A 17961-nucleotide genomic window follows, 5' to 3' on the forward strand; every position below is an offset into this window, starting at 1 on the left:
GAGCGACCAAAGGTCGCGATAGGCTGCACAGCAGCCTCCCCTACACCCCGCTCGCCCCTACCACAGGTTAGGCTCCATCTCTAACGCGACACCGAACCGCTGCAGGATATCTGCCTGAATCTGCTGCGCCAGCGCATGCATCTGCGCCCCGCTCGCTTGGCCATAATTGACCAGCACCAGTGATTGCAGGCGATGGACGCCAGCATCACCCTCGCGATACCCCTTCCAGCCCGCCTGCTCGATCAACCAGCCTGCCGCCAGCTTGACCTGGCTATCAGCCAGTGGGTACGCCACCACGCCAGGGTGCTGGGCACGGATACGCTCAACACATTCAGCCGAAACCACCGGATTCTTGAAAAAGCTCCCGGCATTGCCCAGTTCTGCCGGGTCCGGCAGCTTCTCCCGCCGGATACTGCAGATGGCGTCACTGATCGCCTGGGCAGTCGGCTCGGCGTTCCCCTGCTCAGCCAGGCGCTGGCGCACGGGTCCGTAGTCCAGATGCGGCTGCAGGGTATGGCTCAGGGCAAAGCGCACGCGCAAAATCAACCAGCGCCCCGGGTTGCGCTTGAACACGCTGTCTCGGTAACCGAAGGTACAGGCCGCAAGGTCGAACTCGCGCAACTCGCCCGTTTCACGGTCCAACGCGGTGAGGCCCGCAAAGACATCCTTGATCTCAACCCCGTAGGCACCCACGTTCTGCATTGGTGCAGCGCCCACGGTACCGGGGATCAGGCTGAGGTTTTCCAGGCCGCAATAACCTTGCCCCAGCGTCCACTGCACAAAGGGGTGCCATGGCTCACCGGCCTGCGCCTCCACGATGACAGCGTGGCCGTCGTCGCTGATCACTTGCACGCCGCGGCTGGCCACGTGCAGCACCAGGGCGTCCACATCCTGGGTCAGCAGCAAGTTGCTCCCACCGCCGATCACCTGCACTGGCAGGCCCTGGGCGTGGGCACGATTGAGCGCCTCGCGGATTTGCTCATCATCGTGGGGCTGGCAAAAATAGCGCGCCTTCACGTCGATGCCGAAGGTATTGAAAGGCTTGAGCGATACCTGCTCCTGCCACTGCACTGTCATACCCGCCCCTTGGTTTCCAGCACCAGCGCCTTGCAGGCATCCTCGATCAGGTCCAGCACCTGCTCAAAGCCGTCAGCACCGCCGTAGTAAGGGTCTGGGACTTCATCCAGTGCAGCCCCATAACGGCGCAGGAACAGGTCCAGTTCGCCAGTGGACGCATCGGGGCGCATTGCACGCAGGTGGCCAAGGTTGCTCTCATCCATGGCCAGGATCAGGTCGTATTCGGCAAAATGCCCGACTTTGACCTGCTGAGCCCGCTGCCCGGAAAGATCGTAGCCCCGGGCCAAGGCCGCCTTGCAGGTGCGGCTGTCTGGCGGGCTGCCAACGTGCCAGTCGCCAGTACCCGCAGACGCCACCTGTACATGGTCGGCCAGCCCGGCAGCCTGCAACTGATGGCGCAACACGCCTTCGGCTGTAGGCGACCGGCAGATGTTGCCCAGGCAAACGAACAGAACGCGCATCAAGCCTCCAGCAAGCGCCGGACGCGCTCAAGGTCTTCAGGTGTGTCAACGCCCACGGCAGGTGCCTCGATTGCATCTTCGACGTGAATACCCACGCCGTGCCACAGGGCGCGCAGTTGCTCCAGGGCTTCGACCTGCTCCAGCCAGCAAGGGCCCCAGTTGACGAAGTCCTGCAAAAAGCCGACGCGGTAGGCGTACATACCGATATGCCGGCGATAGGGCACGCCTTCCGGCAGCTGCTGACGGCCATTGGCGAACGTGTCCCGGGCCCAGGGCAAGGGGGCGCGGCTGAACGTCAGGGCCAGGCCGCGTTTGTCGCTGACAACTTTTACGGCATTGGGGTTGAACACGGTTGCCGGGTCAGGAATGGGTTCAGCCAAGGTGGCGATACCCGCCTCCGGGTGTGCGGCCAGGTTGGCGGCCACCTGGTCAATGATCACAGGTGGGATCAACGGTTCGTCGCCTTGTACGTTCACCACAATGGCATCGGCCGGCAGCCCGAGTTGGGCGGCCACCTCCGCCAGGCGATCGGTACCGGACTCATGGTCGGCCCGGGTAAGCAGCACTTCTGCGCCAAACGCCTGGCAGGCATCGACGATGCTGGCATCGTCAGTGGCAATGACCACGCGGGTAGCGCCGCTCTTGCGCGCTTGCTCCCATACGTGCTGCACCATGGGTTTGCCAGCGATCGGCAACAACGGCTTGCCCGGCAGGCGCGTGGAGCGCAGACGGGCCGGAATCACCACAATGAAGTTCAGGCTCATTTGTCCAGGCGCTCGTCATCGGTCAGCGTGCGCGCTTCGCTTTCCAGCATGACCGGGATGCCATCGCGCACCGGATAAGCCAGGCCTGCGCCCTTGCTGATCAGCTCGGTCTTGTCGGCACTGAGCTTGAGCGGGCCTTTAGTGATCGGGCAGGCCAGGATGTCGAGCAGTTTGGTGTCCATTGAAAGCGTCCTTTGGGCCGCGTGGCCGAAAATGGAATAAAGGCTCAGGGGGTGCTGAGCAAGCGTTGCAGCTGGCTGTCGAACCAGGCAGTAAAAGCGGGTGTGGGCTGTGCATCCACCGCCAGGTACCACCAATCGTCAGCCGCGAAAGCCCGGCATTTCACCGCGTCCTTCTCGGTCATGACCAACGGCAGCGACGGGCTGAAGGCAAGGCTTTGGGCATTGAACTGCGCGTGGTCGGCGAACGGGTGCGGGACCGGCTGCCAGTTTAGCGCCAGCAGGGTATTGAAGAAACGTTGCGGGTTGCCGATGCCAGCCACCGCATGCAGCCGCTGCCCTGGCACAAAGTGATCGAGCGGGCGCCGCTCACCGCTGCGCAGGTTGACCAACGCAGCCGGTTGCAGGCAAAAGCCGAAGCCCTCGGCAGGGTCTTCGGCTGCGCCATTGAACAGCACCGCATCAACAGCGTGCAGGCGCTCGGCAGGCTCGCGAAGGGGCCCGGCCGGCAGGCAGCGGCCATTGCCCAGACCACGGGCGGCATCGATCAGCACCAGCTCCAGGTCCCGGGCCAGCCGGTAGTGCTGCATGCCGTCATCGCACAGGATCAGATCGAGCGGCTCACTGGCCAGCAGCGCCCGCACCGCAGCAGCACGGTCCGGGTCGATCATCAACGGTACGCCGGTGCGCTGCACAATCAACAGCGGCTCATCGCCCGCCTGGTTGGCAGGCTGGTCGGCATGCACGCGCCAGGGCAATTGTGGCGGCTTCGCACCGTAACCGCGGCTGACCACACCCACCTTCAAGCCTTGCTGACGACAATGCTGGATAAGCCAGAGGATCATCGGTGTTTTGCCAGTTCCGCCCACCGTGATATTGCCCACCACAATGACCGGCACTGGCGCGCGGTAGCTGGGTGTTTCACCGCTCAAGAAGCGCGCGCGTTTGCGGTTTACTATCCGCCGGTACAAGGTCTCCAGCGGGCGCAGCATTGCCAGGGCTGGGTGGCCGGCATACCAGGCTGCCAGCAGGCGATCGCCAACAGCCATCAAGGCGTACCTTGTGCCGCCTCGACCGTGGTCATGCGCAACTGGCTGAAACCGAGCTTGCCGGCAGCATCCATTGCGGTGACCACCGCCTGGTGGGGTGTCTTGCCGTCGGCGCTGATGGCCAGCGGTAGCTTGTTATCGCCACCGGATTCGCGCTCTATGGCCTCACTCAGGGTGGCCAGGTCGCTTTTGGGCAGCAGGTGGTTGTTCACCGAATAGACGCCTTCGGCACTGATGGTGATTTCCACCAGCTTGCCTTCGTCCGCAGGGGGCTGTTCGGCGCTGGACGCCTCAGGCAGCTCGACACGCAGCTGGTTCTCGCGGGTGAAGGTGGTGGTGACCACGAAGAACAACAGCAACACGAACACCACATCAATCAACGAGGCGAGGTTGATGTCAACGTTCTCGCGCTGGCGGTTGCGCCGGAACTTCACGCGTTGCCTCCCGCCACTTCCACTTCACGGTCACCCTGGATCACTTCCACCAGCTTGATGGCCTCTTGCTCCATACCGACCACCAGCTCGTCGATGCGTCGCAGCAGGAAACGGTGGAAGAACACCGCAGGGATACCCACCATGAGGCCTGCGGCAGTGGTGACCAGTGCTTTGGAAATACCGCCGGCGAGCACCGCCGCATTGGTGGTCATCTGTGAACCCATGAAGGCACTGAAGATGTCGATCATGCCCAGCACGGTGCCCAGCAGGCCCAACAATGGCGCCATGGCGGCGATGGTACCGAGGGTGCTGATATAGCGTTCGAGCTCATGAATGACGCGGGAAGCCGCCTCTTCGATGCACTCCTTCATGATCTCGCGGCCGTGGCGCGAGTTGGCAAGGCCGGCGGCGAGGATCTCACCCAGCGGTGAATCGGCCCGCAGCGCCTTGAGTTTGTCACTGGTGAGCTGTTTGTCCTTGATCCACAGCCAGACCTGCCCCAGCAGGTGTGGCGGCGTAACCCGGCTGGCCCGCAACGTCCACAAGCGCTCGACGACGATTGCCATGGCAGCGACGGAACTCAGAATGATCGGCAGCATCATCCAACCACCGGACTTGACCAATTCCCACACAGTTAACGCCCCCGTCGAAAAAGGCGAACACTCTACCATAGGCGGGGCGGGCCCTCATCTGCCAGAAGTCAGCCAATCGGCCGGCCACACCACTGTTCCCCATGTAGGAGCGACCGCAGGCCGCGATGCCCTGCGCAGCAGGGCCCGACCCCAATCTTTCCTATCAGCCCTCCCCAGCTTCCCGCCAGAACCGCCGCTGCCGTCGCCACCCCTCAACCTCCCCGTGGCGCCCCAACACCAGCCGCAGCGCGCCGTCTACGGCGGTGTCATGCACCTCCAGCCCGTGCCGCCGATAACGCTCCACCACCTGCGCATGGGGGTGGCCAAAGCTGTTGTTGCGGCCCCGCGATATGAGCACACCTCGCGGCGCTGTGGCGCGAATGAAGGGCTCGGTGGATGAGCTGCGGCTACCATGATGGGGTGCCTGCAGCCAATCTATTCCCGTGGCGGGCATGGCCGCCAGCCACGCCCGCTCGGCACCTGCCTCCATATCACCAGCCAGCAGCAACCGCTCACCACGGGCCTCCACCAGCAGCACACACGACCTATCATTGCTACTGCGCCCACGGTCCCATTGCCATAGCGAAAACTGCACTTCATCCCACACCCACCGTTCACCACTGGCGCAAGGCTGCAACTGCAGCCCGTCCACCTCCTCGCCGCCCATTGTCCGGGCTACCGGTAGCCCACGCCGAACGGCCCCAGCGCCACCGGAGTGATCAGCATGGGCGTGGCTTATAAGCATCAGGTCCAGGCTGCGCACGCCCAGCTTGCGCAGGGTCGGCAATACCACCCGCTCGCCCAGATCGCTGTCACCCATGGCCGGGCCGGCGTCGTACAGCACGGTGTGGCTGCGGGTTCGCAACAGCACCGCCAGCCCCTGGCCGACGTCCAGCTGCCACACCTCCACCTGCCCAAGTGGGATGGCCTCCCTCGGCACCCACAAGGCCAGCAGCATCACCCCGCCCAAGCCGCGAAGCGGCACACCGTTGGGTAGCAGTACCAAGAACGCACCCAAGGCTACAAACAGCCAGGCCCACAATGGCAGGGCCGCAGGCACCCAGGCCGGGTGTTGCTGCGCAACCACAGCCAGCATGCCAAACAGCAGGTCCAGCAGGCCGCCGGCAAGCCATAACAACGCCTCACCTACCCCGGGCAAGGGCAGCAGCAACGTGCCCAGCAATGCCAGCGGCAGCACCGCAAGGCTGATCCAGGGCACCGCCAGCAGGTTGGTCAACGGCGCACTCAGGCTGACGGGCAGGCCAGTTGCCAGCAAGACCGGCAGCAGGCCGATGGCAATCACCCATTGCGCGCGAGTCCACGCCTGCCAGGGCCGCCAGCCACCCAGCCGGGCACTGAAGCAGTAGATCAACGTGGCCACTGCCGCAAACGACAACCAGAAGCCCGGCAGCAAAGCCGCCAGCGGCTCAACCAGCAGCACCGCAACCAGTGCCATCAGCAGCGGCAGCATGGCGCCCAGGTGGCGAAAACGCAGCCGCCAGCACAGCACCACAGCCAGCATCAGGCAGGCCCGCTGCACCGGCACCCCCGCACCGGCGAGCCAGCCATAGGCCAGCGCTGCCACCATGGCCAGGGCGCAGGCACAAGGCAGCCAGGGCAGCCGTGCCGGCCACAGCCCCCACCGCACCAAACCCGCCACCAGCCCATAAAGCAAGCCGGCCACCAACCCAATGTGCTGGCCCGAAATCACCAGCAGGTGCACCGTACCGGTGGCCTGCAACGTTTGCCACACCTCCCGCGACAGCCCCGCACCGTCACCCAGCACCAGAGCCACCAACGCTGCCTGCTGCCCCTGGGCTTCGACTGCCAGCAGGCGCTGGCGCAAAGTGTCGCGCCACCCCCCATCGGCGGGCGCCACCCGATGCCCCGCCTTGACCGTGCCCGTCGCCCCGACACGGCGCGCCAGCAACTGCGCTTCCCGATCCGGGCCATGCGGGTTGAGCAGGCCGGCCGGTCGCTGCACGGTCACCGCCAGCCGCCACTGCTCCCCCGCGCGGACCTCCGGCCCCTTGAACCAGCTCACCTGCACCCGCCTGGGCAGCTCACCCCGGCGGCTCAGCGGCGCCTCCAGGTCAAAACGTACGCTTTGCCCGGTGCGCGTGGGCAGGCCTGTTACCCGGCCCTCCAACCATACCGTGCGGCCATCCAGCGCCTTAGCCAGGCGATCGTTCAGCGCCAGCTGCGCAGACCCGCACGCCCAGCTCAACCCTAGCAAGAACACACCGAGCGGCCACAGCCGACCGAACAGGCAGGCGCCGCCAACGATCACCAGAACAACAAGCCATCCGACCGACGGCAAGGCGGGGAGAAAACCCAGGCACAACAGCCCGAGCGCAAGCGCCAACATCCCTGTTCGCATAAGGTAGAGCTCCGCAACCGATCCACGCCCTCAGGCATAGCCCAGATGGCAGCAGGCGCCGCTCAACAATTGTCACAAACTCTAAACGAGGCTGAATGGGAATAAGGGCATACTCCCCGCTCAAACCCCCGGGGAGCCCAGATGCCGCGCCGACTCTTCAAACGCTACATGCCAGACCCGACGAGCATTCGCGAACACAAGTCCTTACGCTTTTTCGGCAAGCTGCTGCATGACCCGAACCTCTGGCATCTCAACCGCCATTCCGTCGCGAGGGCGATGGGCGTGGGCCTGTTCGCGGCGCTGATACCCCTCCCCCTGCAAATGCTGCTGGCCGCTGCGCTGGCCATTCCAGTCAGGGCCAACTTGCCGATTGCCGTCAGCCTGGTGTGGCTGACCAACCCCCTGACCATGCCCCCGGTGTTCTTCGTCACCTACATGACTGGCGCATGGCTGCTGCAGGTGCCGCCGCGCACGCTACCGGAGGAACTCACCTTCGAATGGATCACCAATCAACTGGCCACCGTGTGGCAGCCGTTCCTGCTGGGCTCAGTGGTGTGTGGGGTGGTATTGGGCGTTGCCGCGTATTTCACCACGCTGCTTTACTGGCGCTGGTGGATTGGCCGGCAGTGGCGCCGGCGCAAGGGGCGGTGCTCAGGCACGCATGCCACGGCCACTGACCAGCAAGCGCACGCACAGCAGGTACAGCACCGCGGTGGCCACCAGCATGAACGTGATGGCGGTACCGATACTGATGTCCGAGACACCTAGAATGCCGTAGCGGAACGAGTTGACCATGTGCAGCACAGGGTTGGCCAACGACACGGTCTGCCAGAACGGGGGCAACAGGTTGATCGAATAGAACACCCCACCGAGGTACGTCAGGGGCGTCAGCACGAAGGTGGGCACAATCGAGATATCATCGAAATTGCGAGCGAATACCGCGTTCACGAAACCCAGCAGCGAAAAAATAGTAGCGGTCAGCAGCACCACGATGACCGTCACACCCAGGTGATGCACCTGCAGGTCGGTGAAGAACATCGACAGGATCGTAACGATGACCCCAACGGCCAGACCTCGCAACACGCCACCCAGCACATAACCCACCAGAATGGTGTGAGGTGATACCGGCGACACCATCAGCTCTTCGATGGAGCGCTGGAACTTGCTGCCGAAAAAGCTCGACACCACGTTGCCATACGAGTTGGTGATCACCGACATCATGATCAGCCCCGGAACGATGTACTGCATGTAGGTGAAGCCGCCCATGTCGCCGATCTGCCGGCCAATCAGGTTACCGAAGATGACAAAGTACAGCACCATGGTGATTGCAGGCGGCAGCAGGGTCTGCGGCCAGATGCGCAGAAAGCGCCGGACTTCGCGGTAGACGATGGTGTTGAGGGCCACCCAGTTGGTGCGCAGCTCCACACTCATACGGCCACCTTCGACAGGTTTTTTTCTACCAGGGACACGAATAGCTCCTCCAGCCGGTTGGTCTTGTTACGCAGGCTTTGCACCTCGATGTTCTGCACTGCCAACTGGCTGAACAGCGCAGTGATGCCAATGTCCTTGTCTACCTGAACTTCCAGGGTATGCGGCGTCAGCAAGCGGCATGGGTAACCCTGCAATGCAGGCGCCGTGGCCAAATCCTGCTTGATGTCGAGAACGAAGGTTTCGACATGCAGCTTGCCCAGCAACTGGCGCATGCTGGTGTTTTCGACAATGGTGCCGTGGTCGATGATGCCGATGTTACGGCACAACTGCTCAGCCTCTTCCAGATAATGGGTGGTGAGGATGATGGTGATGCCCTTCTGGTTCAGCTCGGTCAAAAAGCTCCACATCGAACGGCGCAACTCGATGTCCACACCCGCCGTGGGTTCGTCGAGAATCAACAGGCGCGGCTCATGAATCAGCGCGCGGGCAATCATCAGGCGGCGTTTCATGCCGCCAGACAGGGACCGCGAGGGCACGTCGCGCTTGTCCCACAGGCCTAACTGCGTCAGGTACTGCTCGGCCCGCTGCTTGGCGATTTTCGGGGGGATGCCGTAGTAACCGGCTTGGGTCACGACAATGTCGAAACACTTCTCGAACTGGTTGAAGTTGAATTCCTGGGGCACAACGCCCAGGCAGCGTTTAAGGGCAGCCGGCTCGCGGTCCAGGTCGTGGCCGAATACATTGACGCTGCCGCTGGTCTTGTTGACCAACGTCGACAAAATACCAATGGTCGTGGATTTGCCGGCGCCATTGGGGCCGAGCAAAGCAAAAAAATCGCCTTCGGCAACATCCAGGTCGATGCCGTTAAGGGCCTGGAAGCCGTTACCGTAGGTTTTGGTCAGCTGCCGGATGGACAGGGCAGAACTCATAGCGGATCACTTACCGGAAGAGGGTCGAGGCACGCCGGGGCAGATCACCGGCGCAGTGGGTGCAGTTATGGTGCTTGGCCGGGCAGCCTAAGTACAGTTACGTGCATTGATAGTGACTATCAAGGAACACCAGGTGTTCGATCAAGTCAGTGCGCTCATGACGCCGGCCTGGTAGGCGGGGCGGGCTTTCAGGCGCTCGTACCAGCCTTGCAGGTGGCGCATGGGTGGGTGCTCCATGGGCATCTCGAACCACGCGTAGGCAAAACTACCCAACGGGATGTCACCCATGCCAATCTGCTGACCGGACAGGTAAGGCTGCTTGGCCAATGCTTCATCGGCGATGGTCAGCAGTTGGGCGCACTGTTTATGCGCTGCATTGATTGCCACCCAGTCGCGCTGGTCTTCTGGCGTGCGCAGCAAGCCCCAGAACAGTGGGCGGAACGGCGTGGCCAAGGACGAGGTCGTCCAGTCCATCCACTTGTCGGCCATCGCGCGCTCACGCGGATTCTCCAGATACCAGCCCTGTTCTGCACCATAGGCTGCGCACAGGTAGCGCACGATGGTGTTGGACTCCCACAGTGCCAGGTCGCCATCTTCGAGCATTGGCACCAGGCCATTGGGGTTGAGGGTACGGTACTGCGGCTCGTTGACCACACCGAAGGCGCCGCCCGCGTCGATACACTCGAAGTCCAGGCCCAGCTCATGGGCTATCCAAAGCACTTTGCGTACGTTGCTCGAGTTCTTGCGGCCCCAGATCTTCAGCATGGCAATGTCCTTGATGAATGCGCAGGTGATCCAGTCTACTGCAAGACAGCCAAGTAGCAGACTGAAACTCCCACCGCCACACCCTGTCACTGTTCTGACCCGGTCGTTCACAGCGTAGCGTCTAAGCTGTCTGGGACGGCTCAAGCCCTTGGTTCCAAGGAGGACCGATTATGTTGCTGTTGTGGTTGGTAGTGCTGATGATAGGTACGGCGTACCTGTTGCACAGGCGCATGGCGCCCCTGCAGATCCTGGGCATCACGGCGGGGTACGTGCTGCTGATGGGCATTTTCAGTAATGCCCCTGGCTGGCTGTTGGTGGTGCTGTGGCTCGTGCTGGCGTTGATGTCGGCCGTGGTAGCGCTGCCGCAATGGCGCCGCAAAGTGCTTACGGCGCCGGTGTTCGACTGGTTCAAGCGCACGTTGCCGCCCATGTCGCAAACCGAGCGCGAAGCGATCGACGCCGGCACCGTCTGGTGGGATGGTGAGTTGTTCAGTGGCCGCCCCGACTGGCGCACGCTGCTCGCCTATCCCGCGCCGACATTGACCGATGAAGAGCAGGCATTTATCGACGGCCCCACCGAAGCGCTGTGCGCCATGGTCAGTGACTGGCAGATCGGCCAGGACCTCGACCTGCCACCCGAGGCCTGGGCCCATATCAAACAGAACGGGTTCTTTGCCCTGATCATCCCCAAGGAGTACGGCGGCAAAGGGTTCTCCGCCTATGCACACTCCCAGGTGGCGATGAAGCTGGCCACCCGTAGCGGCGATCTGGCCTCTACAGTCATGGTGCCCAACTCCCTCGGCCCGGCGGAGTTGCTGTTGCATTACGGCACGGACGAACAACGCAATCACTACCTGCCCCGGCTGGCCCGTGGTGAAGAAATACCCTGCTTTGCACTTACGGGCCCACTGGCAGGCTCTGACGCCGGGGCCATGCCCGACAGCGGCGTCATCTGCAAGGGCCAATGGAACGGGGAAGAAGTCATCGGCTTGCGCCTGAACTGGGAAAAACGCTACATCACCCTGGGCCCCGTCGCCACGCTGCTTGGGCTGGCCTTCAAAGCTTACGACCCTGACCACCTGCTGGGTGAGGACGAGGAGCTGGGCATCAGCTTGGCATTGATCCCCACTGACACCCCGGGAGTGGAAATCGGCAAGCGCCACTTGCCGTTGGGCGCCGCCTTCATGAACGGGCCCAATAGCGGCAAGGATGTCTTCGTGCCGCTGGATTTCCTGATCGGCGGCCAGGCCATGCTCGGCAAGGGCTGGATGATGCTGATGAACTGCCTGTCGGTAGGCCGCTCAATTTCCCTGCCCGCCGTGGGTACGGGTGCGGCCAAGTACACCAGCCTGGTCACTGGCCAGTACGCGAATATACGCGAGCAGTTCAATGTGCCGCTGGCGGCTTTCGAAGGTATCCAGGAATCGCTGGCACGCATCGGCGGCAACGCCTGGCTGATGGACAGCGCACGGCTGCTCACCGCCAAGGCGGTCGACCTGGGCGAAAAACCCTCGGTGCTGTCGGCGATCCTCAAGTATCACCTCACCGAACGCGGCCGCGAATGCATCCAGCACGCCATGGACGTGCACGGCGGCAAGGGCATCATCATGGGCCCGAATAACTACCTGGCGCGCAACTGGCAAGGGGCGCCGATCTTCATCACCGTCGAAGGCGCCAACATCCTTTCACGCAACCTGATGATCTTCGGCCAGGGCGCGATCCGCTGCCACCCCTTCGTGCTCAAGGAAATGTCCGTGGCCGGCATCCAGGATCGCGAGCAGGCCCTCAAGGCATTCGACGATCTGCTGCTGAAGCATGTCCGCTTCGCCGTCAACAACGCCGCCAGCACCCTGGTGCTCGGCCTCGGCCTGGGACGGTTCGAGCGCAAGCCGGGGGATGCCCTGAGCCAGGGCTATTTCCGCGCTCTGGATCGCCAGGCGGCGGCTTTCGCCCTGCTGGCGGACCTGTCGATGATGCTGCTCGGCGGCGCACTCAAACGCCGTGAACGTCTTAGCGCGCGCCTGGGCGATGTGCTGAGCTACCTCTACCTGGGCTCGGCCGCGCTAAAGCGCTACCACGATCTAGGTTCGCCCGAATACATGCAGCCGTTGCTGCGCTGGGCGATGGAAGAAAGCCTGGGCAAGGCAGAGCATGCACTCGATCGCTTGCTCGACAACTTCCCGAACCGCGTCGTTGGCTGCGCTCTTCGGGTGCTGGTCTTCCCGTTCGGGCGGCGGCACACCGGACCGAACGATGAACTGGACGCCGAGGTAGCCGCCTTGATTGGCCGCAGCAAAGGCGACCCGGCGCTGGAAGAGCTGCTCGCCGGTTGCTTCAGGCCGCAGGCAGAGGGTGATTCAGTGGCAGCGCTGCAGCGGGCCAGTGACGCATTAGATGACATCGCGCCGCTTCGCAAGGCACTGAATCAGGCTGTCAGGGACGGAAAGTTGCGTGGCTCGATCGGCCAGCCTTTAATCCAGTCCGCCCTGGAGTCCGGGATTCTCACAGCAGACGAAGTGCACACACTACAACTGGCAGAACAGGCACGCCGCGTAGTCATCGACGTCGATGCATTCGACAAGGACGCATTACTGCCAACGGGCAGCGTTCGCTAAAAATAAACCCACGCCCGCCGCCATCGCCATGGCGACGGGTGCAGGGCTATATAGATCGTTTCACTGCAACGCCAACAGCTCATCGACGCTCAGCGGTGGAATGATGATGGCTGACCAGTACCACCGTACATCATCGTATTCAACAGCCTGGATCGCCGTGCAACCGCTGTACCCTTGGCTTGGCGTAAGAATCCCTTCCTGGGAGATCGCGCCATCACCCGCCAACACTTTCCACTCGATGTCCACAGGGTCGACTGCCAACTCGTTGCCTCTTTTATCCACATAATGCAGGGTCAAACGCAAAGCGTCCCCCGCTTTACTCATGCGGAAAAAATGAGTGGTCGGCGTGTTATAGATTAAAAAGGCTGCACTTGCGGGGATGAAAGGACTGCGAGCATGGTACACGTCAAGGATATCAACACTGACAAGGCCAAGCTGGTTAGTCTTGAGCGCAGCACTGGTTGTTGTTTTACTGCCTTCGTCGCAGGCAAGGGCAAGGGCCAAGGCAGGGGGCGGCTCATAGAATAATTCACCGTCCAACATCCGAACCACGCCATGCTGAGGTGTGCGCTGGCTGTGCCTGAATGAATTAGGCTTATAAGGTATATCCACCGTCAGCGGCATCGCTTGACCACCACGCTGGCTGATGACCATGGCCGGAATAAGCGCCAGGTTTCGCCTCATCGTCGGCGTGGGTGGGCTGGATGCCTGTGCCATTCTCAAATCAGGCGTAAATTCCACCTCTACGACATTATCAAGGTCTTTTACGGATCTGAGTTGCTGAGTGCGATGCGGATAGATAATGTCAGGTAGATATAACAAATCATTCGGTAAACTTAGCCTATCACTCGACACCACACCCAGGTTTCCGGCCTTGGTATCAACGCGACACAACACCCCCCCTGAGCCAGGCGACGAAAGCTTGTGCTCCACGCCGGATGACATTGCCGTCTGAATGCCTGATGGCAGTTGGCCTGGGCTACGGCCTGAAACGGCGAAATAGAGCAATAATTTATGCGCAAAACCGGACGAATCCAACCCCAATCTGAACGTCGCGCCAGCAAGTAATTGTGAATAGTGCTGTTGCTGACTCAGCCAACCCAGCGGACGCTCCGTTTCACGCATACCATCGTTGAATCTCGCAGCCAATGCTGGGTCGTCATGGCCGTCTCGAATGAAATACAAACGGGGTGGCGTTAGCCAATCCAATACAACATTCCCATCTACTCGATAACTGCCTTGCACATTCCCAAGGTCTGACTCCACGCCGACCGTCGCCTGAGATAAATAGACCTCTACGCGACTGACCTCTCTCACCTTGGCTCCCGGCTCTTTACTCAACCGAAGATGTACAGCATTCGAAACACCATGGCTCAGTTTCAAATAACCTTTACCGGGGCCATGAACATCGAATTCGAGCAGCGGCGACGTTAGCTGACCACTGAAAGCGAACCACTGCCTGCCGGGCGTAATGACCATTTCAAAAGTCGTTCGCTGGCTAGCCGAGCGCTGACTGTATTCCTCTAATGTGGTATTCAAGTGCCCCAGATAGCAACGTACGTACCCGCTCCACCCAAAGAGGTCGTCGGAAAAAACACCCTCTTTTTCGCCCTCTCCGGCAGCGTTCATAAATACTCCTTGGCAGATGACATTGCCGCCATTTGAAGCGTGCACGGGTTATCTGACAACTGGCAAAAATGCCAGGCAAGGCCGATTGTGCGGTAAGAAATTTACCCAAGCAGCCATCAGGCGTATGATCCTCCCCCGTTCTGCTGACACCGAGGATCCCGGCATGGCCGATCATCACCTGGACTACCACCTGCGGTTGCTCCACCACCTTCGCACCATCCTGGCAGCAGTCGGTGAAGCCGATCAGGTCCCGGAAGAAAGTCACGTCCTGTTTCTCGAGCGTTTCGACGAACTGCTGACCGTGCTGCCGCAGGCCCCCTTGGAAAGCCAGTACCTGGGACAAGACTTGATCTGCCAGGTGATGCAGCGCTATCCACAAATCGCCCACTTGGTGCCGCGCGACCTGTTGTGGTTCTTTGCGGGCGACTGCCTGCATTTCATGCCCGACGAAGAACTCGACCGCTACCAACAACTGGATGAGCAGCGCCACGCCGCGCACGAAAACGGTGAAGACTTCGACTGGCACCTGCAAAAACACCGTCTCGATCTTTTAGCCACAGCGGCGCAAACGCCGCAATGACAGACGCCACGTAGAAAAAACCCAGGCCGGGTCGAGCATTGAACCTACATAAATGGCCTGCCCGTTTGCCTATGATCGTTGGCGCTCAGGCGTTTGTTCCTTACCAGGAGCAATTGCCCGGGTGCTGCGTTGTACGACGCAGTCAACTTTCTCGGCAATATGGATAGTTCGATGAAAAGCAAATTCCTTGCAGTAGCGCTCACCTGTGTCACGGGTACGGCATTCGCCGCGCCAGAGATCGGCGTGGTGAATTTCAACGGCAGCGTTTACGCGGGCGGGCCCTGCCCGATCGAAGTGGTGAATCCGGGCGGCGGAATTGGTACACCCGTGCAGTTGGGGCACTTTCCAAGCACCTATTTCGACGCCGTAGGCGCGACGTCCAAAAAGATGGAGTTCACCCTCAAAGTCACCCCTACACCGGGCGTTTGCGTCATCGCCCCAGGTACGGAGGTTAGCGTAGCCTTCGATTCCAGAGGGGGTGCCACAGGGCCCAAGAGCGACTTGTACAAGTTGTCATCGGGCGGAACCCCGGATCTGGGAATCGCGATTTTCGATGCCGACGATAAAAAGTTAGCGCCCCTGGATGATTCGCGAAAGTATCCGCTTTTTGAAAGCACCCCTACCCACATGGCCTTCTATGCGCAATACGAGGCCATCAAGGTTCCTGTGACTGAGGGCGCTGCCCAGGCAGATGTAGGCTTCACTGTCGCACTGCCTTGATCTCAGTTCCGGGTGCTCCAACACCCGGATCCTACACTTTTGAAACGTGGACTTTCCATGCCCTCCCTCTATCAAAAACGCTGGCTATGGGGAAGCGCCCTGTTCGCCCTTGTCGGCCTACCTTGCACTGCACAGGCAGCACTGATCACCAATCAGACCCGGATCATTCATGGGAGCGATAAAGCGAGCAGCTCGATCAACGTCGCGAACCCCAGTACCCGCACGTACGCAGCACAAGCCTGGGTCAATACAGAAGCTGACGACATCACGACGCCGACACCGTTGCTGGCATCGCCCTCCCTTTTTCGCCTGGCGCCGAATGAAGAGCAGATCGTAAAAATCAATCGGCTGCCCAACGACCTGCCGCAAGACCGCGAGTCCCTTTTTTTCCTCAACGTCCAGGAAATACCCCAGGTCGAAGAAGACATGCAGGACAACGCGCTTACCATCGCCCTGCGCACACGCTTGAAAGTTTTCTATCGCCCCAGCCAGCTCAAGGGCCAACCGCAAGATCACCTCAAGCAGCTCGATTGGTCCCTGCAAAAAGAGGGTGGGCAGTCTTATCTGATGGTGAACAACCCGTCGCCTTACCACTTCACATTCGGCCGGGTGGAGATCGATGTGAACGGCAAAAAAAATCGAGTGGAAACCAAAGCCATGGCGATGCCTATGAACCAGCAGCGTTACAAGCTGGAGTTCCCCGTGCCGCCCGCGACGTCGACACTGACCTTTACAACCATCAACGACTATGGCGGCAGCACCACCGCGATAACAGTGCCACTGCACGGTCACGTTGAACCTTGATCCGGTAGAGGGTTATCTCATCACCAGTTCCAGGCGTTCGAAATTGTGTTCAGACGGCCATGTTTGTCCGGCATCGAAGCTGACCGTGACCTCAATGAAAAACAGTTGCCCGACGGGAAGCTCATCCAGAAAAGTCAGGGGTACTGTGACGTTTCCCGCCTTGCCGATACCATCCTTGACCTCAGCGGAAGTTACCGCATGATTGTCAAGGAGTTGGTGTCGCTTACCTCCTGCACCGATGACTACGATATTGACTCGCTGATCGACCCCGATCAGCTTCCACTTATCCAGTGTCAAAGGGGGGTCGAACGTGTAGCGGGCCCTGTCGAAGGTGCCACCGCTCAGCCCGGCAAGCCTGGGGATGGGCAAGCTGGTCATGGGTATCGGGATGACCTTGAGCCTGCGTGTTTCCGAACACTGAAGCTGACCGCGCACCTCGACGTCATAATAGACGGACACGACCTTGCCGCTCATCGCAGCCACATTGCGAGCTGGGATGGTGAATGTGCGCAAGCCCGCCTGGCCATTGAACCGGTTACTGCGGAAAAGCTCCGGATCTCCCCATTGCAAGCCGAATGCCTCACCAGCACGAATGTCGGCGTCCTGGGGAATCTTCACCGTGATGGACGCCCCGACCTCCACGAGATCCAAAGAGACATCCCGCCCGGAGCCTGTGGCCGCAGGAATTTCAGGCAGGGGCAAAGCGCGTGGCGCCGGCTGCGCCGCGATGGTCAATGTCTGGGGTAAAGCGTCGCTGCTGAGATTACCCGCCCTGTCGCGGATGGCATAGAACACGTAACGCGGCCCGTCCCCCCGCTCACGAATGAGGCTGCCAGGGATGTCGATGATCAAAGGCTTGCCAAGATCTTCCTGGCTCAGCGTTCGTTCCCCCGCCAGCAATGGCGAAAAGGGCTCGATATTCCAGTAATAGACAATGGTGTCACCGGGTGCTGGCACATCGTAATCGGGCACCTGCGCATGGAGCACATCGCCGTGATCCTCCAGGTAATCGGCGTTCACCTCACTTCCGACCAGCTCCGGAAACACCAATTGGCCTCTGTTCGCCCCCAACACCGGTGGCTGCCTGTCGAGAGTGAGCACCAGCCTTTCAGAATCGGCGACCGAGCCGTTGTAAAGTTCCACAGTGTAGTTCACGATCGCTGACCCGTGATTGAGGAACGCCACCGGCACCTCGATATACAGGTCATCTGCTGGCACGCGTGCAGTCCAGCGTTTCCATCCCGCCTCCACGCCGTTCCAGTACAGTCTCAGCGTTTCAGGTCGCTCAGGGCTGGGCCTTGAAGAAAGCCACATCGGTACCTCAATGCGCAGTGGAGCGGACAAAACGCTCACCGGCAGCAAGTTCGGGTCCGCGCCAGGAATGTCTTCAAGTGCATCTGGGGCGCTGGCGGGCGGCAATGGCCTCGCCTGTTGCTCCGGCAGTTCATTGCTGACCATTCTGTGCTCCCTTTGACGTAGCGGCAAAAAGAAAAAGGGGCGGGGATTACCCCG

At 61.1% G+C, this 17961-nt stretch carries 18 protein-coding genes; 5 read left to right on the plus strand and 13 right to left on the minus strand.

The genetic code is table 11. From position 1 onward, the window contains the following. Window positions 1–57 precede the first annotated feature (57 nt). From murB to IAE33_RS15715, 8 genes are all read right to left on the minus strand, one after another. Window positions 58–1077, minus strand: coding sequence for a UDP-N-acetylmuramate dehydrogenase (murB, locus tag IAE33_RS15680; RefSeq protein WP_201164189.1), 1020 nt, complete (start codon window positions 1075–1077; stop codon window positions 58–60). Further along, window positions 1074–1538 (minus strand): low molecular weight protein-tyrosine-phosphatase, encoded by a 465-nt coding sequence (locus IAE33_RS15685; RefSeq protein ID WP_201164190.1) that lies wholly within the window; start codon window positions 1536–1538, stop codon window positions 1074–1076. The genes murB and IAE33_RS15685 overlap by 4 nt, the downstream gene beginning before the upstream one ends. Continuing rightward, window positions 1538–2302 carry a 3-deoxy-manno-octulosonate cytidylyltransferase gene (kdsB, locus tag IAE33_RS15690; RefSeq protein WP_201164191.1) on the minus strand — a complete coding sequence of 255 codons (765 nt, stop codon included), beginning with the start codon at window positions 2300–2302 and terminating at the stop codon, window positions 1538–1540. Before kdsB ends, IAE33_RS15685 begins: the two co-directional genes overlap by 1 nt. After that, window positions 2299–2484 carry a Trm112 family protein gene (locus tag IAE33_RS15695; protein ID WP_028633616.1) on the minus strand — a complete coding sequence of 62 codons (186 nt, stop codon included), beginning with the start codon at window positions 2482–2484 and terminating at the stop codon, window positions 2299–2301. The genes kdsB and IAE33_RS15695 overlap by 4 nt, the downstream gene beginning before the upstream one ends. 44 nt (window positions 2485–2528) lie before the next feature. Then, complete coding sequence (gene lpxK, locus IAE33_RS15700; RefSeq protein ID WP_201164192.1) at window positions 2529–3530, minus strand: tetraacyldisaccharide 4'-kinase; 1002 nt, start codon at window positions 3528–3530, stop codon at window positions 2529–2531. Then, the gene (locus tag IAE33_RS15705) at window positions 3530–3964 is read right to left on the minus strand and encodes an ExbD/TolR family protein (RefSeq protein WP_028633614.1); all 435 of its coding nucleotides are present in this window, start codon (window positions 3962–3964) and stop codon (window positions 3530–3532) included. The genes lpxK and IAE33_RS15705 overlap by 1 nt, the downstream gene beginning before the upstream one ends. Beyond that, window positions 3961–4596, minus strand: coding sequence for a MotA/TolQ/ExbB proton channel family protein (locus IAE33_RS15710; RefSeq protein WP_028633613.1), 636 nt, complete (start codon window positions 4594–4596; stop codon window positions 3961–3963). The genes IAE33_RS15705 and IAE33_RS15710 overlap by 4 nt, the downstream gene beginning before the upstream one ends. Window positions 4597–4759: 163 nt before the next feature. Next, on the minus strand, window positions 4760–6976 hold the full coding sequence (locus IAE33_RS15715) for a DNA internalization-related competence protein ComEC/Rec2 (protein ID WP_201164193.1): 2217 nt from the start codon (window positions 6974–6976) through the stop codon (window positions 4760–4762). Between the two features lie 141 nt (window positions 6977–7117). On the opposite strand from IAE33_RS15715, the gene IAE33_RS15720 reads away from it, so the two are divergent. Beyond that, entirely contained in the window at window positions 7118–7744 is a 627-nt protein-coding gene (locus IAE33_RS15720; RefSeq protein WP_201164194.1) for a DUF2062 domain-containing protein, read from the plus strand. Here the strand turns inward: IAE33_RS15720 and IAE33_RS15725 are convergent. The 3 genes from IAE33_RS15725 to IAE33_RS15735 form a co-directional block, all read right to left on the minus strand. Next, window positions 7628–8407 carry an ABC transporter permease gene (locus IAE33_RS15725; protein WP_028633611.1) on the minus strand — a complete coding sequence of 260 codons (780 nt, stop codon included), beginning with the start codon at window positions 8405–8407 and terminating at the stop codon, window positions 7628–7630. The two genes, IAE33_RS15720 and IAE33_RS15725, sit on opposite strands and share 117 nt — an antisense overlap. Continuing rightward, window positions 8404–9336: an ABC transporter ATP-binding protein gene (locus tag IAE33_RS15730; protein ID WP_028633610.1), complete on the minus strand. Its 933-nt coding sequence runs from the start codon at window positions 9334–9336 to the stop codon at window positions 8404–8406. Before IAE33_RS15730 ends, IAE33_RS15725 begins: the two co-directional genes overlap by 4 nt. Before the next feature lie 141 nt (window positions 9337–9477). Then, on the minus strand, window positions 9478–10101 hold the full coding sequence (locus IAE33_RS15735) for a glutathione S-transferase (protein WP_201164195.1): 624 nt from the start codon (window positions 10099–10101) through the stop codon (window positions 9478–9480). 170 nt (window positions 10102–10271) lie between these two features. Here IAE33_RS15735 and IAE33_RS15740 point away from each other — a divergent pair, with 170 nt between their 5' ends. Continuing rightward, window positions 10272–12716: an acyl-CoA dehydrogenase gene (locus IAE33_RS15740; RefSeq protein WP_201164196.1), complete on the plus strand. Its 2445-nt coding sequence runs from the start codon at window positions 10272–10274 to the stop codon at window positions 12714–12716. Window positions 12717–12776: 60 nt separating this feature from the next. On the opposite strand, the gene IAE33_RS15745 is transcribed toward IAE33_RS15740, so the two are convergent. Continuing rightward, window positions 12777–14345: a hypothetical protein gene (locus tag IAE33_RS15745; RefSeq protein WP_201164197.1), complete on the minus strand. Its 1569-nt coding sequence runs from the start codon at window positions 14343–14345 to the stop codon at window positions 12777–12779. 163 nt (window positions 14346–14508) lie between these two features. Here IAE33_RS15745 and IAE33_RS15750 point away from each other — a divergent pair, with 163 nt between their 5' ends. The 3 genes from IAE33_RS15750 to IAE33_RS15760 all read left to right on the plus strand — a co-directional run bounded on the left by IAE33_RS15750 (window position 14509) and on the right by IAE33_RS15760 (window position 16449). Beyond that, complete coding sequence (locus IAE33_RS15750; RefSeq protein ID WP_201164198.1) at window positions 14509–14925, plus strand: PA2817 family protein; 417 nt, start codon at window positions 14509–14511, stop codon at window positions 14923–14925. Between the two features lie 171 nt (window positions 14926–15096). Beyond that, window positions 15097–15645: a fimbrial protein gene (locus tag IAE33_RS15755; RefSeq protein WP_201164199.1), complete on the plus strand. Its 549-nt coding sequence runs from the start codon at window positions 15097–15099 to the stop codon at window positions 15643–15645. 57 nt (window positions 15646–15702) lie between these two features. Continuing rightward, window positions 15703–16449 (plus strand): fimbrial biogenesis chaperone, encoded by a 747-nt coding sequence (locus IAE33_RS15760; protein WP_201164200.1) that lies wholly within the window; start codon window positions 15703–15705, stop codon window positions 16447–16449. Between the two features lie 12 nt (window positions 16450–16461). Here the strand turns inward: IAE33_RS15760 and IAE33_RS15765 are convergent, their stop codons facing one another. Then, window positions 16462–17907, minus strand: coding sequence for a hypothetical protein (locus IAE33_RS15765; protein WP_201164201.1), 1446 nt, complete (start codon window positions 17905–17907; stop codon window positions 16462–16464). Window positions 17908–17961 lie beyond the last annotated feature (54 nt).

Source organism: Pseudomonas sp. S60, assembly GCF_016647865.1.
Taxonomy (GTDB): Bacteria; Pseudomonadota; Gammaproteobacteria; order Pseudomonadales; family Pseudomonadaceae; genus Aquipseudomonas; species Aquipseudomonas parafulva.

Excerpts from the sequence above, each read along its gene's own strand:
- lpxK (WP_201164192.1), bottom strand. The coding sequence starts at position 3,530 with ATGGCTGTTGGCGATCGCCTGCTGGCAGCCTGGTATGCCGGCCACCCA.
- IAE33_RS15685 (WP_201164190.1), bottom strand. The coding sequence starts at position 1,538 with ATGCGCGTTCTGTTCGTTTGCCTGGGCAACATCTGCCGGTCGCCTACA.
- IAE33_RS15765 (WP_201164201.1), bottom strand. The coding sequence starts at position 17,907 with ATGGTCAGCAATGAACTGCCGGAGCAACAGGCGAGGCCATTGCCGCCC.
- IAE33_RS15720 (WP_201164194.1), top strand. The coding sequence starts at position 7,118 with ATGCCGCGCCGACTCTTCAAACGCTACATGCCAGACCCGACGAGCATT.
- IAE33_RS15755 (WP_201164199.1), top strand. The coding sequence starts at position 15,097 with ATGAAAAGCAAATTCCTTGCAGTAGCGCTCACCTGTGTCACGGGTACG.
- IAE33_RS15760 (WP_201164200.1), top strand. The coding sequence starts at position 15,703 with ATGCCCTCCCTCTATCAAAAACGCTGGCTATGGGGAAGCGCCCTGTTC.
- IAE33_RS15735 (WP_201164195.1), bottom strand. The coding sequence starts at position 10,101 with ATGCTGAAGATCTGGGGCCGCAAGAACTCGAGCAACGTACGCAAAGTG.
- IAE33_RS15725 (WP_028633611.1), bottom strand. The coding sequence starts at position 8,407 with ATGAGTGTGGAGCTGCGCACCAACTGGGTGGCCCTCAACACCATCGTC.
- murB (WP_201164189.1), bottom strand. The coding sequence starts at position 1,077 with ATGACAGTGCAGTGGCAGGAGCAGGTATCGCTCAAGCCTTTCAATACC.
- IAE33_RS15750 (WP_201164198.1), top strand. The coding sequence starts at position 14,509 with ATGGCCGATCATCACCTGGACTACCACCTGCGGTTGCTCCACCACCTT.
- IAE33_RS15730 (WP_028633610.1), bottom strand. The coding sequence starts at position 9,336 with ATGAGTTCTGCCCTGTCCATCCGGCAGCTGACCAAAACCTACGGTAAC.
- IAE33_RS15695 (WP_028633616.1), bottom strand. The coding sequence starts at position 2,484 with ATGGACACCAAACTGCTCGACATCCTGGCCTGCCCGATCACTAAAGGC.
- kdsB (WP_201164191.1), bottom strand. The coding sequence starts at position 2,302 with ATGAGCCTGAACTTCATTGTGGTGATTCCGGCCCGTCTGCGCTCCACG.
- IAE33_RS15745 (WP_201164197.1), bottom strand. The coding sequence starts at position 14,345 with ATGAACGCTGCCGGAGAGGGCGAAAAAGAGGGTGTTTTTTCCGACGAC.
- IAE33_RS15715 (WP_201164193.1), bottom strand. The coding sequence starts at position 6,976 with ATGCGAACAGGGATGTTGGCGCTTGCGCTCGGGCTGTTGTGCCTGGGT.
- IAE33_RS15740 (WP_201164196.1), top strand. The coding sequence starts at position 10,272 with ATGTTGCTGTTGTGGTTGGTAGTGCTGATGATAGGTACGGCGTACCTG.